The following is a 24,551-nucleotide window of genomic DNA, read 5'->3' as shown; positions in this document are numbered from 1 at the left end:
CGATGAGCACCCGACACCAGGTGATGCGAAATACGCCGATCGGACCGCTGACGCTCGTCCTCGACGCCGATCGGCTGGCCGCGGTGTACATGACCGATCACCGGCACGCGCCGGCGCTCACCACGTTCGGGCCACCGGTGATCGGCGACCCACTGGGCGACCTCGTCGAAGGGCAGCTGACCGAATACTTCGCCGGCGCGCGATCGGAATTCGATCTACCCCTCGCATCCCGCGGCACGGATTTCCAGCGGCGGGCGTGGAACGCATTGCTCGATATTCCGTACGGTGAGACGACGACGTACGGTGCGCTCGCGCGGTGTATCGGATCACCGAGCAGCGCCCGGGCCGTCGGCCTGGCGAACGGTCGCAACCCGATCTCGGTGATCGTCCCGTGCCACCGCGTGGTCGGCGCCGGCGGGGACCTGACCGGCTACGGCGGCGGACTGCCGCGCAAGAGAGCGCTGCTGGAGCTGGAGGGCCGCCACCTCGCGGCAGCCGCGCGGGGGAGCGCGGCGGACCTTCGGGCGGCGCAGGTATCCTGACGTCGGACATCCGAGTCACCCGAGGTGCGAAGTGAACGATCTCTGGCCGTACATCGCGGCCCTGCTGCCCACCCTCGGCCTTCTGTATCTCTTCTACCTCGTGATGAAGCACATCATGGAAGGCGACCGCCGCGAGCGAATTGCTCACGCGCAGTGGGAAGCGCAGCAGGATTCACTGCGAAAAGCGCACCCGGATCGCACGTCCGAATAGAAATTATTCGCTATTCGCCCTAATCTGATCGGGAACCGTCCCCCCATCAGGAGATCACACCCCATGGCTCAGAAGATTCAGGTCCTCCTCGTCGACGATCTCGACGGCGGCGAAGCATCGGAAACCGTCACTTTCGGCCTGGACGGCGTGAGCTACGAGATCGATCTCTCCAACGCCAACGCCGCGCGACTGCGTGACGAGATGGCGAGCTGGATCGGTCACGCACGCCGTACGGGCGGTCGTCGCGCCAGCGGCTCCCGTTCCTCCTCCTCCACTTCTTCCTCGTCCTCGCGCGGCGACCTCAACAAGGTTCGCGAGTGGGGCCGCGCCAACGGCTACACGGTGAGCGACCGTGGCCGTGTCTCCAAGGAGCTGCAGGAGGCCTACGACAAGGCCCAGGGCTGAGCGCCCGGACCGCCGGCGACGGCCCGGTTCGCCGGGCCTGCACGAGAGCCAGCCGCACCAGCGGCTGGCTCTCGGTCGTCCCCACCGCCCGTCCGCTCGACCTGGCCTGCGCGGACGCGCTCCGCGCGCAGCGGTCCGGCGGCGACCCGACGGCGACCTGGCGTGCGGCGTGCGCTGCGGATCTGAGCCGGCAGTACGGCGCCGCGCCCGCTCCGGCCGTACCCGCGACGTTCGTCCTGCAGTGGTATCTCGGGGCGCTCGCGACCGGCATCGCGCACCTCGTGGTGGCCTCGCCGTACGCCCTCGACCTCGCGCCTGAGCGGCTGTCCGTCGGGTTCAGCGGTCCGGGCGGGTTCGCCGACCGGCTCGGGGTCGGCCCCGGACCGGTCGAGTGGCGGCCCCGGCTGTCCGAGCGTCGCGGGCTCGCCGAGCGGGCGTACCGGACGCACGCGCAGGAGTTCGCGAGGACGTACGAGCCGGGCGTGAAGATGAGCTCGGCGCACCGCGCCGGCTCGGTCGAGGACGCGTGGCAGGCGGCGTGGGCGGGTGCGAGCCGCGCGGTCCTGGGGTGGGCATCACCGGACCGCTGGCGTGACTCGTGCTGCTTCATCTACGCGCTCCCCGGCGCCCACGAGTGCGCCCGCTGCCCCCGGCTCAGGTGAGCTGGTGGGCGAACAGGTCGCCGTGCTCGGCCACCCGGTCCAGCACCTCGTCCATGTCCAGCTGCCGCAACGCGTCCCGCTCCTGCGCGCCCTCCTCCACCTCGTCCCAGGTGCGGGGTGCGGCGACGGTCGGGCGGTCCCGGCCCCGCAGCGAGTACGGGGCGATCGTCGTCTTCGCGGCGACGTTCTGGGACCAGTCGAGCAGCACCTTGCCCGGGCGCAGCGACTTGGTCATCTTCCACACCACGTCGCCGGGCATCTGCTTGGTCAGCTCCTGGGCGATGCCCTTGGTCCACTCGCGCACGTCGTCCGAGGACCGCGACCCGTCGAGCGCGGAGTACAGCTGCATCCCCTTGCTGCCCGACGTGACCGGGACCGACGAGTACCCCTCGTCCGCAAGGCGATCCCGCACGAGCAGGGCGACCTTGGCGCACTCGTGCAGTCCGGCCGGCGACCCCGGATCGAGGTCGATGACGAGGCGGTCGGGGTTCACCGGCTTGCCGTCGGACGACACCCGCCACTGGGGGACGTGCAGCTCGATCGAGTTGAGGTTGACCAGATAGGTGAGGGCGCCGAGGTCGTCCACCATCGGGTAGGTCACGGAGTCACCACCGCCGCGTGAGCCGTACCCCTGGATGGTGACCCGCTCCAGCCACGACGGGGCGCCGGAGGGCAGGTTCTTCTCGAAGAAGGACATGTCGTTGACCCCGTGCGGCCAGCGGATCCGGGTCAGCGGCCGTTCCTCGATCACCGGCAGCAGTACGGCCGCGACGTGGGCGTAGTAGTTGAGCACCTCGCCCTTGGTCGTCTCGGTGGCGGGGAAGAGCACCTTGTCCAGGCTCGACAGCCTCAGCCGCCGCCCGCCGACCTGCACGGTGATCTGCTCCTTGTCAGGCATGTCCCGCCTCGTCCTCGGTGTCGGTGCGCAGCAGCTCCTCGACCGTCAGGTCGTGGCGGACGCCGCGCCAGCTGGGCTGCCGGAGCCGGCCGGTGTCGGCGTGGCCGTGGTGCTCGATGTCGACCACCAGCGTCGGTCGTACCCAGGTCGCGCCGAGGCGGTCCTCCCGGGGCAGCTCGTCGACGAACGGGTCGCCCTCGTCGGGCAGCCCTCGCAGGACCGGCAGCAGCGCGGCGCCCGCTCGGCCGGCGAGCCCGCTGCCGATCCGCCCGCGGAAGAGCAGGCCGGCCGGCGTCGCCGTACCGATGAGCAGTGCCCCCAGCCGGTCGCGGCTGCCCGTCTCGTGCCGCCAGCCGCCGACGACGTACGAGCCGGTGCGGCGGTGCACGATCTTGCGCCAGTCCTCCGAGCGGCGCCCGGGGACGTACGGCGAGGTCCACCGCTTGGAGACGACCCCCTCGATGCCCTGCTCGGTGGTGGCGGCGAGCAGGGTCTCTCCGTCCTCGAACACCGGCGGCACCTGCACCCACGCGCTCCCGAGCCCGGCGCCCTCGAGCAGTCGCCGTCGCTCGCGCAGCGGCCGGGACAGGACGGGCGTGTCGAGGACCCGCAGCACGTCGAAGGCCATCAGCGTGATCGGCGCCGAGGCGGCCAGCTGGTCGGCCACCCGCGCATTCGTGACGTTGAACCGCTCGGCCAGGGCCTTGAACGACGGCTTGCCCTCGCGCATCACCACCAGCTCGCCGTCCAGCAGCAGGTCGTCGTACGCCGTCAGCCCGGCCGCCTCGCGGGTGAGCTCGGGAAAGGCGATGGTGACGTCGCGCTCGGTGCGAGAGCTCACGCGTACCGCTCCGCCGTGGGCGTCCACGAGCACGCGCATCCCGTCCCACTTCACCTCGTGGCACCACCCGTCGCCGGGAGGAACCCGGTTCGACGGGGTGGCGAGCATGGGGCGCATGGGGTCATCCTTGGGGGCATGCGGGCGATCTGGAAAGGCGCTGTGTCGTTCGGGCTGGTCAACGTGCCCGTCCGGCTGTACTCCGCCACCGAGAACCACGACGTGCAGTTCCGCCAGGTGCACCGCGAGGACGGCGGCCGGATCAAGTACAAACGGGTCTGCAGCATCGACGGCGAGGAGGTCGCGTACGACGACATCGCCAAGGGGTTCGAGACCGACGACGGCGAGATGGTCGTGCTCACCGACGACGACCTGTCCGACCTGCCGATCAGCACCAGCCGGGAGATCGCGGTCGACAAGTTCGTGCCGTCGGACCAGATCGACCCTCTCTACTACGACAAGTGCTACTACCTGGAGCCAGAGAAGGCGGCCGTCAAGCCGTACGTCCTGCTGCGTGAGGCGCTGGAGCAGACCGACCGCGTCGCCCTGGTGACGGTCTCGATCCGGACCCGGATGACGGTCGCGGTGCTGCGCGTCCGGGACGACGTCATCAGCATGCAGACTCTGCTGTGGCCGGACGAGGTGCGCGCGGCCGACTTCGGCGTCCTGAACGACGCGTCCGACGAGGTCAAGCCCGCCGAGCAGGCGATGGCGCAGATGCTGGTCGAGTCGCTGACCGGCGACTACGAGCCGGATGAGTACGAGGACGACTACGAGCAGGCGGTCCGCGCGCTGGTCAAGGCCAAGCTCGAGGGTGGCGAGGTCAAGGCGCCGGCCCCCGAGGCCGACACCGGCGGGGAGGTCGTCGACCTGCTCGCCGCGCTGCAGCAGAGCGTCAACCGGGCCAAGTCCTCGCGCGGTGAGGCGAGTGACGCACGGCGCACGTCCGCGGAGAAGTCCACGAAGAAGGCGCCCGCCAAGAAGGCCGCGGCGAAGAAGGCGACCGCCAAGAAGGCGCCGGCCAAGAAGACCGCCGCCAAGAAGACCACGGCCAAGAAGGCTCCTGCCAAGAAGAAGGCCAGCTAGGCGCCGGAGGCCGGCCGCAGCAGCCCGAGCGCGAGCAGCTCGCGCGCGACCTCGCCCGGGGAGGGCACGGGTCGTCCGGCGGCCAACCACAGCCGAGCGGCCGGACCCGTCAGGCGGTAGGGGTTCGCACCGACCAGGACGACCACGTCGCCGGCCGACTCCACCGCGTCGGTGTAGTCCGCCCGCTGCACGGTCGGCGGGACGGGGCCGGTGAACGGTCGCGGCGGCGCGTAGGGGTATCCCGGACGTGGCGTGGTCGGCGGGTGGGCGACGACGGAGGGGGGCGTCGCGCGGACCTCGCCCAGCACATCGGAGAGCAGGTCGGCGGCATCGGCGACCTCGCGGTAGCGCAGCCGACGGATGCCGCCGGTGCGCTCGATCAGCGCCGCGAGCCGCGACAGCGGACGGTCGATCTCGGGAAGCGCGGACGTCTGCGGCACGAGGGCGAGCAGCCCGTCGAGGACGTGGGCGGCCTCGAGCGCCGGTGGTTCGTCGCGCTCGGGGTCCCGGGCCAGCAGCATCACGGCCGCCGCTGTGGGTCGCGCGGGCGCCGGCAGCAGGCCCAGCTCGTCGGGGCCGTGCTGCGACTTGTCGTACGGGTCGTCGCCCCGCCGCACCACGGACAACGGCTTGGGGAAGGGCAGCGCGGTCAGGTCGTCGTCGAGCGCCACGGTCTCGTCCGTGACGTAGCCCAGGCGACGGCCCAGCACCGCGGCGGCGGTCGTCTTGCCTCCGCCGGACTCCGCGACCAGGATCAGCATCCGCCCGGTCACCGGGTCGGCCACGCCCGCCGCGTGCAATAGCAGCCGCCGTCCGCGCTGCGCATCGATGGCGGCTCGGGTCACCCGGGTGGTGACGCGGTACTCCGTCTCGTCGGCGGACTCCTCGGTGGTCAGCGCCCCGGTGAGGTCGACGACCAGGTCGGGGGCGGCCGACGCCGGGCCGGTCAGGCAGCGCGACCACTGCTGCCGCAGCCGCCGTACGGTGGTCGGCTCGGCGAGCACGTCCACCACGGCTTCCAGCGTCTCGATGCGGACGACCTCGTTCACGCGATCAACCTACTGAGGCTCTCCGCAGCGCGACCGCTCGGTCGTCGACCGCGCGGCCCTGCGCGCGGTGGGTCATACCGAGTGGACCTGCGCGCCGTGGGTCACACCGGGGCGGGCGGTCACCTGGTCGTGGGTGGTCACACGTCGTGTGGTGAACGACGCCACGGACTGGTGGCGCGGCGGTCTCGGGCCAGCCGCAGCGCGTGCTCCACCTGGTCGAGGAACCTCTCGGGTTCGAGCCGGAGGCCGAGCAGCGGGATCCGGAGCACGACCGTCCCGTCGGCCGCGATCGCGTTCTGCCGGAGCGCGTCCTCCACCGGTCGCAGCCCGTGGAAGTGATGGCCCCCGTCGATCTCCACCGCTACTCCCAGGTCGGTCCACTCCACGTCCAGGTACGCCCGGCCCGTGGCGAGCCGTCGCACCACCTGGCGACTCGGCTCGGGCAGGCCGCGCGAGCGACACATCCTCGCGAAGTCCAGCTCTCCGAGCGCCTGGGCGCCGTCGCTGACGTCGCGGATGACGCGGTCGATCAGGGCCTGCCTCGGTGACCGGCCGACGGTCTGCCAGAAGTCCTGCAACCGGTCCATTCGTACGAGGCGCTGCTGAGCACACATCGCCAGGAGGAGGGCCGCCTGTTGGTCCGACGTGGCCCACTGCGCCGCCCGGACGGCTGCGACTTCCGGAGATGTCCGAGGGACGCCGGCGGCAGCGGTGGCGCCCACCGATCGGAGAGTGTGCGCCACGACGCCCGCCGTACGCCGCGGGCGCCGCCCGCCGCGAACCGACACATGGACCACCGTGCTGTCGAAGCCCAGCATCCCCGACGCCTGCAGCGCGCTGACGCCGTCGAGCACCGCCCCGCAGCCCGTCTCCCACAGGGCCGTCCACCACACTGCGCGCGGGGTCGGCTTGCCGGGCGAGATGACGACGGTCTCGACACCGTGAGGCCGCCACCGACCGGCCTCGACCTCGCACCGGATGTCGTGACGGGTCAGCCCCACCTGACGCAACAGCGCTCGCGACGCGACACCGTCGTACTCCGCAGCAAGCGGCGCCGCGCGTCGGTGTCTGGCGTCGCGGCGACCTCGGCCGCGGCCGGTCAGCGGCGCGACCTCGTGGTGGGTCAGCGGAGGAACGCTCATGGGGTCGACCGTGCCCGCGCTCGTCGACCAGCGGGACGGCCACGTCGCCCGCGGTGGACGGCCGATACCCGGACGCGGGGGCTGTGGACGACGAGCCACCCGCGCGGTGGGTCGCACCGCGTGGGGGTGTGCGCGGTGGGTCACACCGGGAGCACGTCCACGCGCGGTGTCCGTACCGTGATTCCGCCATGGGCGAACGCAGGCGGCGGAACACCGACGCTGATGGCGGCGTTGACCGCGTCAAGAACTAACGGACCAGGGGAAATGCCGGGGCGCTCAGGCTCCGCAGATATCGTGGACACGACCCCGGTACGCGAGGAGATGACATGTTCGAACGGTTCACCGACCGCGCCCGGCGAGTGGTGGTGCTCGCCCAGGAAGAGGCGCGCATGCTCAACCACAACTACATCGGCACCGAGCACATCCTGCTGGGCCTGATCCATGAGGGCGAAGGCGTTGCTGCGAAGGCTCTGGAGAGCCTCGGCATCTCGCTGGAGTCCGTCCGCGAGCAGGTGCAGGAGATCATCGGCCAGGGTCAGCAGACCCAGTCCGGCCACATCCCGTTCACGCCGCGCGCCAAGAAGGTGCTGGAGCTGTCCCTGCGGGAGGGGCTGCAGCTCGGCCACAGCTACATCGGCACCGAGCACATCCTGCTGGGCCTGATCCGCGAGGGCGAGGGCGTCGCCGCCCAGGTCCTCGTCAAGCTCGGCGCGGACCTCTCCAGCGTCCGCCAGCAGGTCATCCAGCTGCTGTCCGGCTACCAGGGCAAGGAGCCCGCGGGTGCCGGCGTCGGCGGGCAGACCGGCCAGGAGGGCACCCCGGCGGGTTCGCTGGTGCTCGACCAGTTCGGTCGCAACCTGACCCAGGCGGCCCGCGAGGGCAAGCTGGACCCCGTCATCATGCGCGAGAAGGAGATCGAGCGCGTGATGCAGGTCCTGTCCCGCCGGACCAAGAACAACCCGGTGCTCATCGGTGAGCCCGGCGTCGGCAAGACCGCCGTCGTCGAGGGCCTCGCCGCCGACATCGTCCGGGGCGACGTGCCCGAGACGCTGAAGGACAAGCAGCTGTACACGCTCGACCTGGGTTCCCTGGTCGCCGGCAGCCGCTACCGCGGTGACTTCGAGGAGCGCCTGAAGAAGGTCCTCAAGGAGATCCGTACCCGCGGCGACATCATCCTGTTCATCGACGAGATCCACACCCTCGTCGGTGCGGGTGCCGCCGAGGGCGCGATCGACGCGGCCTCCATCCTCAAGCCCATGCTGGCCCGGGGTGAGTTGCAGACGATCGGCGCGACGACGCTGGACGAGTACCGCAAGCACATCGAGAAGGACGCCGCGCTGGAGCGCCGCTTCCAGCCCATCCAGGTGGCCGAGCCGACGATCAGCCACGCGATCGAGATCCTCAAGGGTCTGCGTGACCGGTACGAGGCGCACCACCGCGTCACGATCACCGACGCCGCCCTGGTGGGTGCGGTCAACATGGCCGACCGCTACATCAACGACCGGCACCTGCCGGACAAGGCGATCGACCTGATCGACGAGGCAGGCGCGCGACTGCGCATCCGCCGGATGACCGCACCGCCGGACCTGCGCGAGTACGACGACAAGATCGCGGCCGTCCGCCGCGAGAAGGAGTCGGCGATCGACGGGCAGGACTTCGAGAAGGCTGCGTCCCTGCGCGACGACGAGAAGAAGCTCATCGACGCCAAGGCCCGCCGTGAGGGCGAGTGGAAGGCCGGCGACATCGACGTCGTCGCCGAGGTCGACGAGGAGCTCATCGCCGAGGTCCTGGCGGCGAGCACCGGCATCCCGGTGTTCAAGCTGACCGAGGAGGAGTCCTCGCGGCTGCTGCGCATGGAGGACGAGCTGCACAAGCGCATCGTCGGCAACGACGACGCGATCAAGGCGCTCTCCCAGGCCATCCGCCGTACCCGTGCCGGCCTGAAGGACCCGCGCCGTCCCGGTGGCTCGTTCATCTTCGCCGGTCCGACCGGTGTCGGTAAGACCGAGCTGGCCAAGGCGCTCGCGGAGTTCCTGTTCGGGGACGAGGACAGCCTCATCACCCTGGACATGTCGGAGTTCTCCGAGAAGCACACCGTCTCGCGGCTGTTCGGCTCGCCTCCCGGCTACGTCGGGTACGAGGAGGGCGGCCAGCTGACCGAGAAGGTGCGGCGCAAGCCGTTCTCGGTGGTGCTGTTCGACGAGGTCGAGAAGGCCCACGCGGACATCTTCAACTCGCTGCTGCAGATCCTGGAGGACGGTCGCCTGACCGACTCCCAGGGCCGGGTGGTCGACTTCAAGAACACCGTGATCATCATGACGACGAACCTCGGTACGAGGGACATCGCCAAGGGCGTCTCGCTCGGCTTCTCCTCGGGCAATCAGGCCGGCACCGACTACGACAAGATGAAGGCCAAGGTCCAGGACGAGCTCAAGCAGCACTTCCGGCCCGAGTTCCTCAACCGCGTGGACGACACCATCGTCTTCCCGCAGCTGAGCCAGGACGAGATCGTCCAGATCGTCGACATGATGATCGGCCGCCTGGACGAGCGCCTGAAGGACAAGGACATGGCGATCGAGCTGACCCAGCCGGCCAAGGAGCTGCTGGCGAAGCGCGGTTACGACCCGGCCCTGGGCGCCCGTCCGCTGCGTCGCACCATCCAGCGCGACATCGAGGACGTGCTGTCCGAGAAGATCCTGTACGGCGAGCTGGCGGCCGGCGAGATCGTGCTGATCGACGTGCGGGGCGAGGGCAAGGCGGCGGAGTTCACCTTCGAGGGGACGCCGCGGGCCAAGGCCCCGGACTCCATCCCGGTCGCGACCGCGGGCACGACGGGTGGTTCGACCGCCGCGCCGAGCGACAGCGACGCGAGCTAGTCAGCAGGACGACGACGGGCCGGGTGCGACATGCACCCGGCCCGTTGCCGTACCCAGGACCTACGGTGGGCTCCATGTCTGCTCGCCGCCGCGCCCCCGGTCGTCCGACGTCCGCTCGAGCGATCTCCGTGCTGACCGCAGCCGTGCTCGTCGCCGGTCCGCTGGCTGCCTGCTCCGGTTCCGACTCCGGTGGCGAGGCAGCAGGGACCGGCAGCGCGAACCCGTCCACGACGGCCGACGACACCTCCGCCACGAGCTCGAGCCCCAGTCCGGGCTCGAGCTCGAGCGCGAGCCCGTCGGCGTCGGCCCCGGGGCCCGCACTGCCGGTCGGCGACGGCACGCTGACGCCGCAGGTGCTGCAGCGACTGGGCAAGAGCTCCTACTCCGACGCCGAGATGGCGACGGCGGCCAAGGGCACCTGGAAGGGCACCCAGGTCGGCGCGCTGTCCCAGGGCGAGGACGTCAGCCTGCTCGTCAAGCAGGGCAGCACCTGGAAGGTCGTCGGCGGCTGGTGGCCCTCCAAGGGCGCGCCGGGCCCGTACCTCGGGGGCAAGCGGTTCGTGCTTGCGCTCGGCTCGGACGCGCGACCGGGGCAGGACGTCCAGCGCAGCCGGGCCGACACCATCCAGGTCATCGGGCTCGACGGCCATGGCGGCGGCGGGATCCTCGGGATGCCGCGCGACTCCTACGTGCCGTTGCCAGGTGGCAGCCGCGGCAAGATCAACGGCGCGATGTCGGCGGCCGGGCCGCAGGGGATGACCAGCACCGTGGCCCGCACGACCGGTCTGCCGCTGCAGGGGTACCTGCTGACGAGCATGACGGGGCTGACCGCCGCGGTGAACGCCATCGGCGGCGTACCCGTGACGTTGAAGCGACAGGTCAAGGACGTGCCGGCCGGCAGCCACAACCTCAACGGTCTGCAGGCCCTGCACCTGGCCCGCGAGCGCAAGTCGCTGCCCGGTGGTGACTTCGACCGCTCGGCGAACCAGGGGCTGCTGCTGATGAGCGGCTTCCTGAAGGTGCGAAGCGAGGGGGTGCGCACGCTGCCGAGGATCATGACGGCCATCGACAAGCACGTCACCACCGACCTGAGCCCGACCCAGGTGCTCACCTTCCTCGCGAGCGCCTACCAGCTCAACCCGTCTCGGATCGGTCGTACGGTCGCCCACGACGGCGCGACGACGATCGGCGGGGCGTCCGTGGTGCAGGTCGGCCCGAGGGCGCGGGCCGAGTTCGCGCGGTTCCGCGACGGCAACCTGTGATGGTCGAGCCGGTGGGCGCTGCCGCCCTGGCCGTCAGGCGCGCCCGTGCCGCCGACGTGCGGGGGATCCGCGACCTCGTCGGCCCGTACGTCGACCGGCGAGCCATCGTCCCGAAACCCGCGGTCGCCTACTACGAGTCGCTGCAGGAGTTCCGGCTGGTCGAGATCGACGGGCGGCTGGCGGGCTGCGGTGCCCTGCACGTGATGTGGGAGGACGTCGCCGAGGTCCGCACCCTCGCTGTCGCCGACTGGGCCACGGGCCGCGGGGTCGGCGGGACGATGCTCGCGGCGCTGCTGGAGGAGGCCCGCGAGATCGGGGTACGCCGGGTGTTCTGCCTGACCTTCGAGGTCGGCTTCTTCGGCCGGTTCGGCTTCCACGAGATCCAGGGCCAGGCGGTCGACCCGCAGGTCTACGCCGAGCTGCTGCAGTCGTACGACGAAGGTGTCGCCGAGTTCCTCGACCTGGACCGGGTCAAGCCCAACACCCTGGGCAACACCCGCATGCTCCTCGAGCTCTGACCCCACCCCCTCCGGCAAAAATTGGCGCGGGTCACAGGTATGCGTGTGCGGTCGGCCAGCTTTTGCCGGGAGGGGGCGGCTAGCTAGCGGGAGGCGGCGTAGACGCGGCGGACGACGTCCTCGATGTCGGGCTCCTCGATCGACAGGTCCAGCACCTCCGCCTGCTCCGACACCGCGCCGAGGACGCGGGCCGCCGTCGTGCGCTCGGCGTCGAAGGCCAGCCGTTGTCGCAGCCCGCGGCTCTCGCTGCCCAGGTGCGCGGTGTCGGGGATGCCGAGCAGGTCCGGCGTCTGCTCCGCCAGGTCGACCACGAGCACCCGCTGGGCGCCGACCGTCCGCGACAGCCCGTCGAGCGTCCCGTCGTACGCCAGATGCCCGTGGTCGACGACCAGCACCCGGTCGCACAGCCGCTCGATGTCGCCCATGTCGTGGGTGGTGAGCAGCAGGGTCGTCCCGTGCGTCTGCCGCTCCTGCACCAGGAACTCGCGCAGCCGCTGCTTGCTCAGCACGTCCAGCCCGATGGTCGGCTCGTCCAGGATCACCAGCCGCGGTGAGTGCAGCAGCGCTGCCGCCACCTCGGCCCGCATCCGCTGCCCGAGCGACAGCTGCCGTACGGGCGTGCCGAGGTACTCGCTCATCTCCAGGCGGTCGACGAGCTCGTCCGTCCGGGCGCGCTCGTCCGCGGACGACAGCGCGTGGATGGAGGCGAGGATCGTGAACGACTCGCGGACCGGCAGGTCCCACCACAGCTGCGACCGCTGCCCGAACACCACGCCGACCTCGCGGGCGAGCCGGCGCCGGTCCTGCACCGGCCGCAGGTCGCAGGTCCGGACCTCGCCGGACGTCGGCACCAGGATGCCGGTGAGCATCTTGATGGTGGTGGACTTCCCGGCGCCGTTCGCGCCGATGTAGCCGACGGCCGCGCCCGCGTCCACGCTGAACGACATCTCGTCGACCGCGCGGATCCGCTTGCGCCGCAACCCGTCCCGGACATGGAAGTCTCGGGTCAGCTCGCGGGTCTCGATGATCGGGCTCATCCGCCGCCTCCTTGGTAGTGCCGTACGCCGATCCGCCAGAAGAGCATCGCCATCGCCCACGCCCACACCGCTGCGAGCGGCGTGCACCAGGCGAGCCACGCGGGCAACCACTCGGGGCCCGGCAGCCCGAGGATCTCCAGCGTCGGCAGGTAGCCGGTGAACGCCATCGGGAAGAAGAAGCCGAAGACGACCTTGAGCGGACGGTTCCACACCGCGGCCGGCTGCGTGGCGGCGTACCGGCCGCCGTACACGAACGCGTTGGTCATCTCGGCGCCGTTGATCAGGAAGAACTGCGCGCCGGCCGCCCAGACGAACATGGCCGAGAAGATCGCGAATCCGCTGACCAGGGACACCACCAGCAGCAGCACGGTCGAGGCCGACCAGGCGATGTCGTTGACCGCGAGGCCCGCGACCACGCACACCACGCCGACCAGGACGCGGGCGAGCCGGCGCAGGCTGATGTCGCTGGTGATCAGCTGCAGGAGCAGCGGTTGCGGGCGCAGGTAGAACACGTCCAGCTTCCCCGCGCGGATGTAGGTCGGCAGGTTGTCGCAGTGCCCGAAGGCCAGGTCCGCCAGCGAGAACGCCACGTCGGCGAGGCCGAACACCAGCAGGATCTGGGCGAAGGTGAACCCACCGAGAGAGTGCACGTTGTGGAACAGCACCCACACCTCGGCGAGCTCCACCAGCCCGACCATGAACGAGCTGATCAGGTCGATCCGGAAGTTGGCGCGGTACGACCGCTGCGACCGGATGCGTGAGGCGAGGACCGCCCGGTACGGCGCGAGATCAGCCACCCTGCACCTCCAGCTTGTGACGGCCGGCCCGGGTGAGCAGGTGGCCGGCGAGACCGAGCGCCGCGAGCCAGCCGAGCTGGGCGGCGGTCAGGCCGAGCGCGGCGGCGCCGGTGACGCGTCCGGACAGGATGTCGATCGGGTACATCATCATCGAGGGGAACGGTGTGGCCTGCGCGAGGACCAGCAGCCAGCCGGGGAACAGCGCGATCGGGACGAACAGTCCGGCGAGGAAGCCCGAGACCACCATGTAGAGGATCTGCAGCCCGCGCGTCTCGACCATCCAGAAGCCGGCGGTCGCCACCAGGTAGACCACCGCGGCGCCGATGGTGATCCCGATCAGCAGGCTCACCGCCCCGAGCAGGTACGGCCCCGGGCTGGTGGGCATCGTCATGCCGACCACCAGCCCGCCGATGAGCACCGACGGGATGCCGCGCGGCACCAGGGACCACAGCGACCGGCCGACCTCCTGCACGATGCTCGCGGCCTGCACGTCCAGCGGCCGCAGGAAGTCCACGGCGACGCTCCCGTCCTTGATGCGCTCGGCGAAGTCGCTGCGACCGTGCAGGTTCACCGATCCGAGCAGCCCCTGCGACAGCCAGATGTACGCGCTCATCGCGCCGAGGTCGTACCCGTTCAGGTCACCGCCGGCGGCGCGCACCGTCGCGAACAGGACCGCGACCTTGAGGAAGCCGAAGGTGGCGTTGGCGACGAGCCCACCGAGCGCGGCGAGCCGGTAGGTGGACTGCTCCCGGATCCCCGCACGCAGCAGGCGCCAGTAGGGAAGGAGGCTCGCACGCACAAACGCGAGAACTTACCGACGACGAGGTGGCCCCGCAACCGGGAGACGCGAGCGCCGTACGGGCCACTGTCCGCCGAGTGCGCGTGTCCTGCTGGTTCTGCGCGCTCAGAGGCGCAGGACACGCGCACTCGGCGGGAGAAGGCGGGGTGGGACGGCGGGCCTAGGGTGGCGGTATGAGTGACGCGTCGCAGCAGCCGCAGGTCGTCATCGTCATGGGTGTCTCGGGCTCGGGCAAGACCACGGTCGCCAAGGGCATCGCCGAGCGGATGGGGTGGACCTTCGCCGAGGGCGACGACTTCCACCCGAAGTCCAACGTCGAGAAGATGAAGCGCGGCGAGCCACTCACGGACGAGGACCGCTGGCCGTGGTTGGGCGCGGTCGGTGCCTGGATCGACGAGCAGGAGGGGTCCGGCGAGAGCGCGGTCGTCACCTGCTCCGCGCTCAAGCGCGCCTACCGAGACCTGCTGCGCGAGGGCCGGCCGCGGCTGCGGTTCTGCCACGTCGACGTCGATCGCGAGGTGCTCGAGACGCGGCTGAAGGAGCGCAAGGGCCACTACATGCCGGCTTCCCTCCTGGCGAGCCAGCTCGCCGACCTGGAGCCGCTGCAGCCGGACGAGCCCGGCGTCGTGGTCCACGCCGAGGGGGATCCGCAGGAGGTCCTGGAGGACACGCTGGTCGCGCTCGGCCTGGAACCCGAGCCCGAGGGGGGCCTGCGCGGGTACGTCGAGCCGCCGACCGGGCAGTCCCGGGCTACCGGGTCATCCTCCCGGTAGCCGGTACGTCCCGTCCGCGAGCGGCTCGACCAGACCGTCGCTCACCAGCCCGTCCAGGCAGCGCTCCCGCTGGATCTCCTGGTCCCACACCTGCTCCAGCCGCGCCGCCGGTACGGGTGTGTCGCTCTCGCGCAGCACCTGCAGCAGCCGGCCGCGGACCTGACGGTCGGTGCCCGCCCACGCCTGGCCGCGCCGGGGCGGACCGTCGTACGCGGGTCGACCCGCGGCCACCCACGCACAGGTGGTGAGTACAGGGCAGTCGTCGCAGCGCGGACCACGGGCGGTGCAGACGAGTGCGCCCAGCTCCATGACGGCGACGTTCCAGACGCGCGCGACGTCGGGGTCCTCGGGCAGCAGCTCGGCGGCGAGGTCGCTCTCGGCGCGGGTCAGGGCGGGCGCCGCGTGCTCGACACCGCTGACCGCGCGGGCGTGGACCCGGCGCACGTTGGTGTCGACCACCGCAACCCGGTCGCCGAACGCGAACGCCGCGACCGCAGCGGCCGTGTAGACGCCCACGCCCGGAAGTGCTTGTAGGTCAACGACACTCGCGGGTACGTCCCCACCGTGCCGCTCGGCCATCGCGGTCGCGGCGGCGTGCAGCCGCAGCGCCCGCCGCGGGTAGCCGAGCCGACCCCACGCGCGTACGGCCTCGCCGGAGGGCTCGGCGGCGAGGGCGGCCGGCGTCGGCCAGCGGTGCATCCACTCCTGCCAGACGGGGAGGACGCGCACCACCGGCGTCTGCTGGAGCATGACCTCGGAGACGAACACGCCCCACGGCGAGCACTCCGGACGTCGCCAGGGCAGGTCGCGCTGCGCCTCGGCGTACCAGTCGAGGACGGCGCGGTGCAGTGGGAGGGGGCTCAGACGTACCGCTCGAGGATGCTGGACTCCGCCAGTCGCGACAGGCCTTCGCGGACGGCCCGCGCGCGGCTCTCGCCGACGCCGTCGACGGCGGTGAGGTCGTCGAAGTTGGCGGCCAGGAGCTTCTGCAGGGTGCCGAAGTGGTCGACCAGCCGGTCGACGATCGCGCCCGGCAGCCGCGGGACCTTCGACAGCAGCCGGTACCCGTGCGGGCTGACCGAGGAGTCCAGCGCCTCGCCCATCACCGGGAAGCCCATCGCCCGCGCACCGGCGGTCGGGTCCAGCAGGTCGGTCGATGAGAGGGTGGAGAGGCGGGACATCGCCTCCTGTACCGACAGCTGCTCGCGGGTGCTCTCGATGTAGTCGCGGATCACCAGCTCACGGTCGTTGCCGAGGCCGCCGACGAGCTCCTCCAGCTGCAGCGACATCAGCCGGCCGTCGGTGCCGAGCTCGACGACGTACTGGTCGATCTCCGCGCTGATCCGCCGCACCATCTCCAGCCGCTGCAGGACGTTGGCGACGTCGCGGACGGTGACGAGGTCCTCGATCTCCAGCGCCGAGAGCGTGCCGGTGACCTCGTCGAGCCGGGCCTTGTAGCGCTCCAGCGTCTGCAGCGCCTGGGCCGAACGGGACAGGATCGCGTTGGAGCCCTCGAGCACGTGCCGGATGCCACCGACGTACAGGGCCACGATCTGCATGGACTGGCTCACCGACACCACGGGGAAACCGGTCTGCTTGGCGACCCGCTCCGCCGTCCGGTGCCGGGTGCCGGACTCGCGCGTCTCGATGCTGGGGTCGGGCACCAGCTGGGTGGCGGCCCGCATGATCCGCGTCATGTCGCGGTCCAGGACGATCGCGCCGTCCATCTTGGCGAGCTCGCGCAGCCGGGTCGCGGAGAACTCGATGTCGATCGGGAAACCGCCGGTGCTGATCTCCTCCACGACCTTGTCGTGCCCGAGGACGATGAGCGCACCCGTACGGCCGCGCAGGATCCGCTCGAGGGCGTCACGCAGCTCGGTGCCTGGTGCCACGGCGGCGAGCGTCTCGCTCAGCAGCCGCTCGTCGGATCGGTCCACGTGCGGGAGTCTAACCGTGCCGACGGCGCACCGGTCGGGGCCGCCGGTACCGCGTACGCAGGGGGTCCGGATGTGTCAGTCTCGTACATCGGGTCCGAGTCCACCCGCACGGGAGGACGCACGACACCAGCCGGTGCCGCGCACGGGACCCACCGATCCACCACGTGGGAGATGCAGTGACCCAGTACGACGTAGAGCAGCCGACCCCAGCCGCCGACCAGACCGATGAGACCCCGCTCGCAGCGGGTGCCGACGACCTCAGCGTCGTGCGGCACGAGGAGCGGCTCGACGTGAGCAAGGAGCGCCGCGCCGCCGGCAAGGTGCGGATCGGCAAGAGGACGGTCACCGAGACGGTGCAGGTGCCGGTCCAGGTGCGTCGCGAGGTGCTGGTGTACGAGGAGCTGCCGGTCGAGGGCGGCGACACCCTCCCGTCGCAGGACGGCGAGGCCACGGCCGCTCACCAGGACGGGACGTCGGCGGTGCCCCACCCCGCCGACGGCACCGACCACGGCGCGGTCGACGGTCTGCCGTCCGCCCCGACCGAGGTCGTCCTGCACGAGGAGCGCCCGGTCGTCAGCCTGGAGACCGTCCCGGTCGAGCGGGTGCGCCTGGTGCCGAGCACGACGGATGCCGAGCACACCGTGACCCAGCCCGTGCGACGCGAGGAGGTCGAGCTCGTCCGCACCGACGACGAACCGACCGCGTCCTGACGCCGTCGACCGACTCCCGCAGGAGCCGGCCCGGACGGACGAGAGCCCGGCACCACACGGTGCCGGGCTCTCGTGACGTACAGGGGGAGATCAGCCGGTGACCTTCGACAGGGTCGGGTCGTTGGCGTACGCCTCCTTGGCGTTCTGCTTGGTGACGATCTGCGGCGGCAGCAGGTACGCCGGGACGACCTTGACGCCGTTGTTGTAGCTCTTGGTGTCGTTCGTCTCGGGCTTCTTGCCCGCCTGCAGGTCGCCGACCATCTTGACGGCCTGCTTCACGAGGTTGCGGGTGTCCTTGTTGATGGTCGAGTACTGCACGCCGGCCATGATCGACTTCACCGACTCGACCTCGGAGTCCTGGCCGGTGACGACCGGGTTCGGCTTGCCGGCCGACTTGGTCGAGGTCAGGATCGCGCGGGCGAGGGTGTCGTTCGGGGACAGCACGCCGTCGAGGGTCTTGCTGCCGCCGTAGCTGCCGGTCAGCAGCGTGTCCATGCGCTTCTGGGCGTTCTCCGGCTTCCAGCCCTGCGTGACCGCCTGGTTGAACGACTTCTGGCCGGAGACGACCTTGAGGGTGCCGTCGTCGATCTTCGGCTTGAGCACGCTCATCGCGCCGTCGAAGAACACCTTGGCGTTGGCGTCGTCCGGCGAGCCGGCGAACAGCTCGATGTTGTACGGGCCGTTCGGCTTCTTGGCCTTCATGCCGTCCAGCAGCGCCTGGCCCTGGAGCACGCCCACCTTGAAGTTGTCGTACGCCACGTAGTAGTCGACGTTCGGCGAGTTCAGCAGCAGCCGGTCGTACGCGATGACGACGGCACCGGCGTCGTGCGCCTGCTTGATCTGGGTGGTGAGCTGGGAACCGTCGATGGCGCCCACGACGATGACCTTCGCGCCGTTGGTGACCATCGCGCTGATCTGGTTCTGCTGCTCGGTCACACCACCGTTGGCGAACTGCACCTGCGGCTTGTAACCGGCCTTGCCGAGGTCGGTCTTGAACAGGTTCTCGGCGAGGACCCAGTTCTCACTGGTCTTCTGCGGCAGGGACACGCCGATGACCGAGCTCTTGGAGAAGCCGCCGGCGCCGCCCGAGCCGGACGAGCCGCTACCCGACGAGGAGTCGTCGCGGCCGCCACAGGCGGACAGGGCCAGGGCGACGACGGCCGCGCCGGCGGCCATCGTCCGGAGGTGGTGATTCGTGCGCATGCGGTGTTCCTTTACGGGTTGTAGCCGGCCGGTTGGCTAGCCGTTGGAGGTGGCGGTGCTGGGCTCCCGGGAGGAACCCCTGTTGATCAGGGCGCCGATGATCGAGAACCGACCCTGCTTCTTGTTCCACACATCGAGGGCGACGGCTGCGAGCAGCACCAGACCCTTGGTCATGTACGTGGCATCGGCGCCGATGCCCTTCAGCTGCAGGCCGCTGTTAAGGACGGCCATGACCAGACCGCCGACCATGCTGCCGGCGACGGTGCCCACACCGCCGCTGACGGCGGCCCCGCCGATGAAGACCGCGGCGATGGCGTCCAGCTCCCAGTTGGTGCCGTCGAACGGGCCCGACGCGGTCGAACGACCGATGAACATGATCGCCGCGACGGCCGCGAGCAGGCTCATGTTCATGATGACCAGGAAGTTGATCTTGCGGCTCTTCACACCCGACAGCTCCGCCGCCTGGCGGTTGCCGCCGACCGCGTACACGTGCCGGCCGAGCACGGTGCGGGAGGTGATGAAGCCGTACACCAGCACCAGGACGACCAGGATCAGCCCGGGGATCGGGAAGGAGGTGCCCTCACGGCCGGTGGCGAACATGTAGGTGATGTAGAGGATGACCGCGCACAGCGCGACCATCTTGACGACGGTGACCCACAGCGGGTCGACCTCGGACTCCATCCGGACGGCGGTCCGGCGCGAGCGCCACAGGCCGAGGACGACGGCGGCACAGGCGAGCAGGCCGAGCAGCACGGTCAGGTTGTTGTAGCCGGTGTCGGGGCCGACCTCGGGGAGGTACCCGCCGCCGATCGTCTGCAGCTCCTCCGGCACCGGGATGCTGTTGGAGTTGCCGACGAACTGGTTGGCGCCGCGGAAGATGAGCATGCCGGCCAGGGTCACGATGAATGCCGGGATGCCGACGTAGGCGACCCAGAAGCCCTGCCACATGCCGACCAGCAGTCCGACGGCGAGACCGAGCAGGATGCCTGCCCACCACGGGATCCCGCCGTTGGTGATCGACTTGGCGACGACGATGCCGACGAACGCCGCGACGGATCCGACCGACAGGTCGATGTGGCCGGCGATGATGACCATCACCATGCCGATGGCCAGCACGAGGATGTAGCTGTTGCCGTTCAGCAGGTTCATCATGTTGTCCGACGTCAGCATCGTGCCGCCGGTCCACCACTGGAAGAAGAGCACGATGACGACGAGCGCGCCCAGCATGCCGAACTGGCGGACGTTGTCGCCGAACAGCTGGTGGAAGAGCGAGCCGCCCCGGGTCTCGGGTTCGGGCAACGGGTCGGTCGGCGCAGGTGCGGTGTCGACGGTGGTGGCCATGAGGGTTTCCGTTCCTTCGTCTTCTCGGCCGGTCAGGCGGGAGTGGAGCCGGCGCGCTGGGTCGCCGGAGCTGTGGTCATCAGGCGGATGAGGCGCTCCTGATCGGCCTCCTCGCGGGTGAGCTCACCGGTGACACGGCCCTCGAAGATCGTGTAGATCCGGTCGGAGAGGCCGAGCAGCTCGGGCAGCTCGGAGGAGATCACGATGACGCCCTTGCCCTGGTCGGCCAGCGCCTGGATGATCCCGTAGATCTCGTACTTCGCACCGACGTCGATCCCTCGGGTGGGCTCGTCGAGGATCAGCAGGTCGGGGTCGGTGAACATCCACTTGGACAGCACGACCTTCTGCTGGTTGCCGCCGGACAGCTTGGCGACGCCCTCGTCCACCGACGGCGCCTTCGTCCGCAGCAGGCGGCGGTAGCGCTCGGCGACCGAGTGCTCCTCGCGGCGGTCGACGACGGTGCGGTTGGCGATCTTCTTCAGCCCCGCCGCGACCGTGGTCGCCTTGATGTCGTCGAGCAGGTTGAGCCCGAGGCTCTTGCGGTCCTCGGTGAGGTACCCCAGACCGGCGTCGATCGCCTGAGACACGTTGTGCAGGCGGATCTCCTTGCCGTCCTTGATGATGCGGCCGGAGACGTACGTGCCGTACGAGCGCCCGAAGACCGACCGGGCGAGCTCGGTCCGGCCCGCGCCCATCAGGCCGGCGAACCCGACGATCTCGCCCCGCCGGACCGAGAAGCTCTCGCTCTTGCACACCAGCCGCTCGGCGATCTGAGGGTGACGGACCGTCCAGTCCTGGACCTCGAAGAAGACCTCGCCGATGTTCGGGGTGTGGTCGGGGAACCGGGACTCCAGCGTCCGGCCGACCATGCCCTTGATGATGCGGTCCTCGTCGACGCCGCCGGCGCCGACGTCGAGGGTCTCGATGGTGTGGCCGTCGCGCAGGATCGTGATGGAGTCGGCGATGGACTCGATCTCGTTGAGCTTGTGGCTGATGAGGATCGAGGTGATGCCCTTGGCCCGCAGATCGGCGATCAGTCCGAGCAGGTGCTCGGAGTCGGACTCGTTCAGAGCGGCGGTCGGCTCGTCCAGGATCAGCAGCTGCACGTCCTTGCTGAGGGCCTTGGCGATCTCCACGAGCTGCTGCTTGCCGACGCCGATGTTCTTGATCGCGGTGTCGGGGTCCTCGCGCAGACCGACCCGCAGCAGCAGCTCCTTGGCCTGGGCCTTCGCGCGCCGCCAGTCGATCGCCCCGCGGCGAGTCGGCTCGTTGCCGAGGAAGATGTTCTCGGTGATCGACAGCTCGGGGATGAGCGCGAGCTCCTGGTGGATGATCACGATCCCCTCTGCCTCGGACTCGCGGATGTTCTTGAAGGCCGCCGGCTGTCCGCGGTAGACGATGTCGCCGTCGTACGTGCCGTGCGGGTAGACGCCCGAGAGCACCTTCATCAGGGTCGACTTGCCGGCGCCGTTCTCACCGCAGATGGCGTGGATCTCGCCCTCGCGCACGTCGAGGTTGACGTTGTCGAGCGCGCGGACGCCCGGGAAGCGCTTGGTGATCGCGTGCATCCGCAGGAGGTACGCCGCATCGTCCTTCGACGTCGCGCCCGGCTGCTGCATGTGAAGTCCTTCGGTGGGGAGTCGTGAGCCGCCCTCGGGGGATTCGGCGGCGGTGGTCGCAGGGATGGTTGTGCGATGGATCACGGTTGGCGAGCAGTAAACCCTTCAACCTGTTTGCCGTCAAGCAATGAACGCAACGCGGGGCTGAGGCCCGCGTGCCGTAGCACCAGGGACGCGGCACCGAGGGCCTCGGCGCGGTCCCCGAGCGAGGACATGACGATCTGCGTGGTCTCGCCGACGACGGGTACGGCGTGCCGGACCAGGCCGCGCCGGATCGGCTCCAGCAGGGCGTCGCCGAGCGCGGAGAGCGGACCGCCCACGACGATCACCTGCGGGTTGACGAAGTTGGCCAGGCTCGCCATCACCCGGCCCAGGACGAAGCCCGCGTCGTCGAGCACGCGCAGCGTGGCGGAGTCACCGGCGAGGCCGCGCCGGACGATGTCGGCCGTGCTCACTGCGCCGCTCGTGCTCGGCGCGAGCGACTCCAGCATCGTGGAGGTGGACGCCAGCGTCTCCAGGCAGCCGCGGTTGCCGCAGCGGCAGAACGGCCCCTGCGGGTCGACCGTGGTGTGCCCGATCTCCCCGGCGGTGCCGAGCGCGCCGTAGTGCAGCCGACCGCCGATGACCAGGCCCGCGCCGATGCCCGTACCGACCTTGACGAAGATGAGCTCGGTCGCGTCCTGCCTCTCGCCCCAGGCGATCTCGGCCATGGCGCCGAGGTTCGCGTCGTTGTCGACGAGCACCTCCAGACCCAGCAGCTCACCGAACGCCTCGGGGATGCTGGTGCCGATCCAGGCCGGCAGGATGGCGCCGTCCAGCACCGTGCCCGACCGGCGCTCGATGGGACCGGGGAGCCCGACGCCGGCTCCGATCACGGCGCCGCGGTCGATGCCGGCCCGGTTGACGAGGTCCCCCAGCAGGGCTGCCGCCGCCTCCATGCCCTCGTCGGCGCTGTGCCCGAGGGGCAGCGCGTGCGCCTCCTCGGCGATGACCTCGTAACCCATGCTCGCGAGCACGACCCGGACGTGGCGACGGCCGATGTCGATGCCAGCGGCCACGGCGCGCGACCCGTGCAGCCGGACCGAGAGGGCGCGCCGGCCCGAGCTCGTGGTCGGCTCGGTGATCGCCAGCCCGTCGCGGGTGAGCGTCTTGACGATGTTGGAGATCGTCGCGTTGCTCAGCCCGGTGGTGCGCGCGAGCTCCGCCTGCGTCGCCGGGCCGCCGGCCAGCAGCGCATGCACGACGGACTGGCGGTTGCGCTGCCGCAGGGCCGACTGCGAGCCGGGCGAGTGGGGGGAGGTCACGGCGTGAGCCTGCCGCGTCGACCTCTTGACGTCAAGAAGTGAACGCAAGGACGGTCATGGGCTCCCGCAGATCAGACGGAGTGCAGCCCGGACGGGACGGCCGGCGGCGCGCTCGCCCCACGCGTCGCGGCGGCGTCCCGCGCACTGGGGTGGACGGCTGCCACCGCGGCGGCGAGGTCACTGACCTCCAGCACCTGCATGGACGGCGGCGCCGGCTTGTCGGCCAGCGAGCCGCGCGGGACGATCGCCCGGGTGAAGCCGATGCGGGCCGCCTCGGCGAGCCGGCGCTCGACACCGGTGACCGCGCGTACCTCGCCCGCGAGCCCGACCTCGCCGACCGCGATGGTGCGGGCGGGCAGCGGCTGCTCGATCGCCGAGCTGACCAGGGCCAGCGCGACGGACAGGTCGGCCGCCGGCTCCGCGAGGCGGGCACCGCCGACCGTCGAGACGTAGCAGTCGGACTGGCGCACGGGCACGCCGACGCGGCGGTCGAGAACGGCCAGGATCATGGCGGTCCGGGAGCTGTCGACGCCGCTCACCGTCCGGCGCGGCGAGCCGCCGGGGGAGGGAGCCAGCAGGGCCTGTACCTCGGTGACCAGCGGCCGGCGGCCCTCCAGGGTGACGGTCACGCAGGTACCCGGCACCGGCTCGTCACGGCGGCTGAGGAACAGCCCGCTCGGGTCGGGCAGGCCGACGATGCCGACGTCGGACAGGTCGAAGCAGCCGACCTCGTCGGTGGGACCGAACCGGTTCTTCACCGCGCGCACGAGCCGCAGCCGGGAGTGCCGCTCGCCCTCGAACTGGACGACGACGTCGACGAGGTGCTCCAGCACGCGCGGCCCGGCGATGGAGCCGTCCTTGGTGACGTGGCCGACCAGCAGCACCGCGATGCCGCGGGCCTTGGCGTGCTGGATGATCGCCGCCGCGACCTCGCGGACCTGGGCGACGTTGCCGGCGGCGCCCTCGATCGCGGCGGAGGCGATGGTCTGCACCGAGTCGACCACGACGAGCTCCGGCTCGACCTGGTCGATCTGGGCCAGCACCGTGGCCAGGTCGGTCTCGCTGGCGAGGAACAGCGAGGGCGCGAGCGCCTCGATCCGCTCGGCCCGCAGCCGGACCTGGGCGGCGGACTCCTCGCCACTGACGTACAGCACCTGGCGCGCCTCCTGCGCGGCGCGGGCGGCGACGTCGAGCAGCAGGGTCGACTTGCCGATGCCGGGCTCGCCGGCCACCAGCACCACCGCGCCGGGGACGAGGCCACCGCCGAGCACCCGGTCGAACTCGCTGACGCCGGTCGAGCGGGCCGCGGCGCGGGTGGCGTCGACCTGACCGATCGGGACGGCGGGGCGCTCGACCACCGTGGCCGGCGCCGTACGGACGGGGGTGGTACCGGCTTCGGCGATGGTGCCCCAGGCCTGGCACTCACCGCACCGGCCCACCCACTTGACGGTCGACCACCCGCACTCGGAGCAACGGAACGTCGAACGGGTGCGCGCGGTCTTGGAGGCCATGCGCAGACCGTAGGGGCTGACGCCGACACCG

General features: G+C 70.8%; 24 protein-coding genes. 10 read left to right on the top strand and 14 right to left on the bottom strand.

Features of this window, described 5'->3' with window-relative positions:
• Nucleotides 1–2: 2 nt before the first annotated feature.
• The 4 genes from P4R38_RS10670 (at nucleotide 3) to P4R38_RS10655 (ending at nucleotide 1,820) form a co-directional block, all read left to right on the top strand.
• Nucleotides 3–542 carry a methylated-DNA--[protein]-cysteine S-methyltransferase gene (locus P4R38_RS10670; RefSeq protein ID WP_277192114.1) on the top strand — a complete coding sequence of 180 codons (540 nt, stop codon included), beginning with the start codon at nucleotides 3–5 and terminating at the stop codon, nucleotides 540–542.
• A 31-nt stretch (nucleotides 543–573) separates the two neighbouring features.
• Entirely contained in the window at nucleotides 574–753 is a 180-nt protein-coding gene (locus tag P4R38_RS10665) for a hypothetical protein (RefSeq protein ID WP_275237438.1), read from the top strand.
• A gap of 63 nt (nucleotides 754–816) precedes the next feature.
• Nucleotides 817–1,158: a histone-like nucleoid-structuring protein Lsr2 gene (locus P4R38_RS10660; protein WP_275237439.1), complete on the top strand. Its 342-nt coding sequence runs from the start codon at nucleotides 817–819 to the stop codon at nucleotides 1,156–1,158.
• A gap of 281 nt (nucleotides 1,159–1,439) precedes the next feature.
• On the top strand, nucleotides 1,440–1,820 hold the full coding sequence (locus tag P4R38_RS10655; protein ID WP_277192113.1) for a (2Fe-2S)-binding protein: 381 nt from the start codon (nucleotides 1,440–1,442) through the stop codon (nucleotides 1,818–1,820).
• Here P4R38_RS10655 and ligD read toward each other — a convergent pair.
• A complete protein-coding gene (gene ligD / locus P4R38_RS10650) occupies nucleotides 1,813–2,718 on the bottom strand; it encodes a non-homologous end-joining DNA ligase (RefSeq protein ID WP_277192112.1) in 906 nt (301 codons plus the stop codon). The genes P4R38_RS10655 and ligD overlap by 8 nt on opposite strands.
• The gene (locus P4R38_RS10645) at nucleotides 2,711–3,676 is read right to left on the bottom strand and encodes an ATP-dependent DNA ligase (protein ID WP_277192111.1); all 966 of its coding nucleotides are present in this window, start codon (nucleotides 3,674–3,676) and stop codon (nucleotides 2,711–2,713) included. The genes ligD and P4R38_RS10645 overlap by 8 nt, the downstream gene beginning before the upstream one ends.
• 18 nt (nucleotides 3,677–3,694) lie before the next feature.
• Here P4R38_RS10645 and ku point away from each other — a divergent pair, with 18 nt between their 5' ends.
• Nucleotides 3,695–4,642 (top strand): non-homologous end joining protein Ku, encoded by a 948-nt coding sequence (gene ku, locus P4R38_RS10640; protein ID WP_277192110.1) that lies wholly within the window; start codon nucleotides 3,695–3,697, stop codon nucleotides 4,640–4,642.
• Here the strand turns inward: ku and P4R38_RS10635 are convergent.
• Entirely contained in the window at nucleotides 4,639–5,691 is a 1,053-nt protein-coding gene (locus P4R38_RS10635; RefSeq protein WP_277192109.1) for a hypothetical protein, read from the bottom strand. The two genes, ku and P4R38_RS10635, sit on opposite strands and share 4 nt — an antisense overlap.
• 137 nt (nucleotides 5,692–5,828) lie before the next feature.
• The gene (locus P4R38_RS10630; protein ID WP_277192108.1) at nucleotides 5,829–6,833 is read right to left on the bottom strand and encodes a hypothetical protein; all 1,005 of its coding nucleotides are present in this window, start codon (nucleotides 6,831–6,833) and stop codon (nucleotides 5,829–5,831) included.
• A gap of 326 nt (nucleotides 6,834–7,159) precedes the next feature.
• Between P4R38_RS10630 and P4R38_RS10625 the strand changes: the two genes are divergently transcribed.
• The 3 genes from P4R38_RS10625 (at nucleotide 7,160) to P4R38_RS10615 (ending at nucleotide 11,489) form a co-directional block, all read left to right on the top strand.
• Complete coding sequence (locus P4R38_RS10625) at nucleotides 7,160–9,709, top strand: ATP-dependent Clp protease ATP-binding subunit (RefSeq protein ID WP_275237446.1); 2,550 nt, start codon at nucleotides 7,160–7,162, stop codon at nucleotides 9,707–9,709.
• A 74-nt stretch (nucleotides 9,710–9,783) separates the two neighbouring features.
• Nucleotides 9,784–10,971 carry an LCP family protein gene (locus tag P4R38_RS10620; protein ID WP_277192107.1) on the top strand — a complete coding sequence of 396 codons (1,188 nt, stop codon included), beginning with the start codon at nucleotides 9,784–9,786 and terminating at the stop codon, nucleotides 10,969–10,971.
• Nucleotides 10,971–11,489: an amino-acid N-acetyltransferase gene (locus P4R38_RS10615; protein ID WP_409201254.1), complete on the top strand. Its 519-nt coding sequence runs from the start codon at nucleotides 10,971–10,973 to the stop codon at nucleotides 11,487–11,489. Before P4R38_RS10620 ends, P4R38_RS10615 begins: the two co-directional genes overlap by 1 nt.
• Before the next feature lie 83 nt (nucleotides 11,490–11,572).
• Here the strand turns inward: P4R38_RS10615 and P4R38_RS10610 are convergent, their stop codons facing one another.
• Genes P4R38_RS10610 through P4R38_RS10600 form a run of 3 tightly spaced genes read right to left on the bottom strand, consistent with a single transcriptional unit; the run spans nucleotide 11,573 to nucleotide 14,122 of the window.
• Entirely contained in the window at nucleotides 11,573–12,526 is a 954-nt protein-coding gene (locus P4R38_RS10610; RefSeq protein WP_277192105.1) for an ABC transporter ATP-binding protein, read from the bottom strand.
• Nucleotides 12,523–13,323, bottom strand: a complete 801-nt coding sequence (locus tag P4R38_RS10605; RefSeq protein ID WP_277192104.1) for an ABC transporter permease — start codon at nucleotides 13,321–13,323, stop codon at nucleotides 12,523–12,525. Before P4R38_RS10605 ends, P4R38_RS10610 begins: the two co-directional genes overlap by 4 nt.
• Nucleotides 13,316–14,122 carry an ABC transporter permease gene (locus tag P4R38_RS10600; RefSeq protein WP_275237451.1) on the bottom strand — a complete coding sequence of 269 codons (807 nt, stop codon included), beginning with the start codon at nucleotides 14,120–14,122 and terminating at the stop codon, nucleotides 13,316–13,318. The genes P4R38_RS10605 and P4R38_RS10600 overlap by 8 nt, the downstream gene beginning before the upstream one ends.
• A 173-nt stretch (nucleotides 14,123–14,295) precedes the next feature.
• On the opposite strand from P4R38_RS10600, the gene P4R38_RS10595 reads away from it, so the two are divergent.
• Entirely contained in the window at nucleotides 14,296–14,895 is a 600-nt protein-coding gene (locus P4R38_RS10595) for a gluconokinase (protein WP_275237452.1), read from the top strand.
• On the opposite strand, the gene P4R38_RS10590 is transcribed toward P4R38_RS10595, so the two are convergent.
• A complete protein-coding gene (locus P4R38_RS10590) occupies nucleotides 14,881–15,663 on the bottom strand; it encodes an HhH-GPD family protein (protein ID WP_346770751.1) in 783 nt (260 codons plus the stop codon). The genes P4R38_RS10595 and P4R38_RS10590 overlap by 15 nt on opposite strands.
• A 92-nt stretch (nucleotides 15,664–15,755) precedes the next feature.
• Nucleotides 15,756–16,832, bottom strand: a complete 1,077-nt coding sequence (disA, locus tag P4R38_RS10585) for a DNA integrity scanning diadenylate cyclase DisA (protein WP_275237453.1) — start codon at nucleotides 16,830–16,832, stop codon at nucleotides 15,756–15,758.
• 176 nt (nucleotides 16,833–17,008) lie between these two features.
• On the opposite strand from disA, the gene P4R38_RS10580 reads away from it, so the two are divergent.
• A complete protein-coding gene (locus P4R38_RS10580; protein ID WP_277192103.1) occupies nucleotides 17,009–17,542 on the top strand; it encodes a YsnF/AvaK domain-containing protein in 534 nt (177 codons plus the stop codon).
• A 90-nt stretch (nucleotides 17,543–17,632) separates the two neighbouring features.
• Here P4R38_RS10580 and P4R38_RS10575 read toward each other — a convergent pair whose 3' ends face one another.
• The 5 genes from P4R38_RS10575 to radA all read right to left on the bottom strand — a co-directional run bounded on the left by P4R38_RS10575 (nucleotide 17,633) and on the right by radA (nucleotide 24,520).
• Nucleotides 17,633–18,745: a substrate-binding domain-containing protein gene (locus P4R38_RS10575; protein WP_275237455.1), complete on the bottom strand. Its 1,113-nt coding sequence runs from the start codon at nucleotides 18,743–18,745 to the stop codon at nucleotides 17,633–17,635.
• A gap of 36 nt (nucleotides 18,746–18,781) precedes the next feature.
• Nucleotides 18,782–20,086 (bottom strand): multiple monosaccharide ABC transporter permease, encoded by a 1,305-nt coding sequence (gene mmsB, locus P4R38_RS10570; RefSeq protein WP_277192102.1) that lies wholly within the window; start codon nucleotides 20,084–20,086, stop codon nucleotides 18,782–18,784.
• Between the two features lie 32 nt (nucleotides 20,087–20,118).
• Nucleotides 20,119–21,705 carry a multiple monosaccharide ABC transporter ATP-binding protein gene (mmsA, locus tag P4R38_RS10565; RefSeq protein ID WP_277192101.1) on the bottom strand — a complete coding sequence of 529 codons (1,587 nt, stop codon included), beginning with the start codon at nucleotides 21,703–21,705 and terminating at the stop codon, nucleotides 20,119–20,121.
• Between the two features lie 80 nt (nucleotides 21,706–21,785).
• The gene (locus tag P4R38_RS10560; protein WP_277192100.1) at nucleotides 21,786–23,009 is read right to left on the bottom strand and encodes an ROK family transcriptional regulator; all 1,224 of its coding nucleotides are present in this window, start codon (nucleotides 23,007–23,009) and stop codon (nucleotides 21,786–21,788) included.
• Between the two features lie 71 nt (nucleotides 23,010–23,080).
• Nucleotides 23,081–24,520 (bottom strand): DNA repair protein RadA, encoded by a 1,440-nt coding sequence (gene radA, locus P4R38_RS10555; RefSeq protein ID WP_277192099.1) that lies wholly within the window; start codon nucleotides 24,518–24,520, stop codon nucleotides 23,081–23,083.
• Nucleotides 24,521–24,551 lie beyond the last annotated feature (31 nt).

The sequence above is a fragment of the Luteipulveratus flavus genome, from assembly GCF_029439465.1.
GTDB lineage: Bacteria > Actinomycetota > Actinomycetes > Actinomycetales > Dermatophilaceae > Luteipulveratus > Luteipulveratus flavus.
This window is presented reverse-complemented; position numbering and strand designations above follow the sequence as displayed.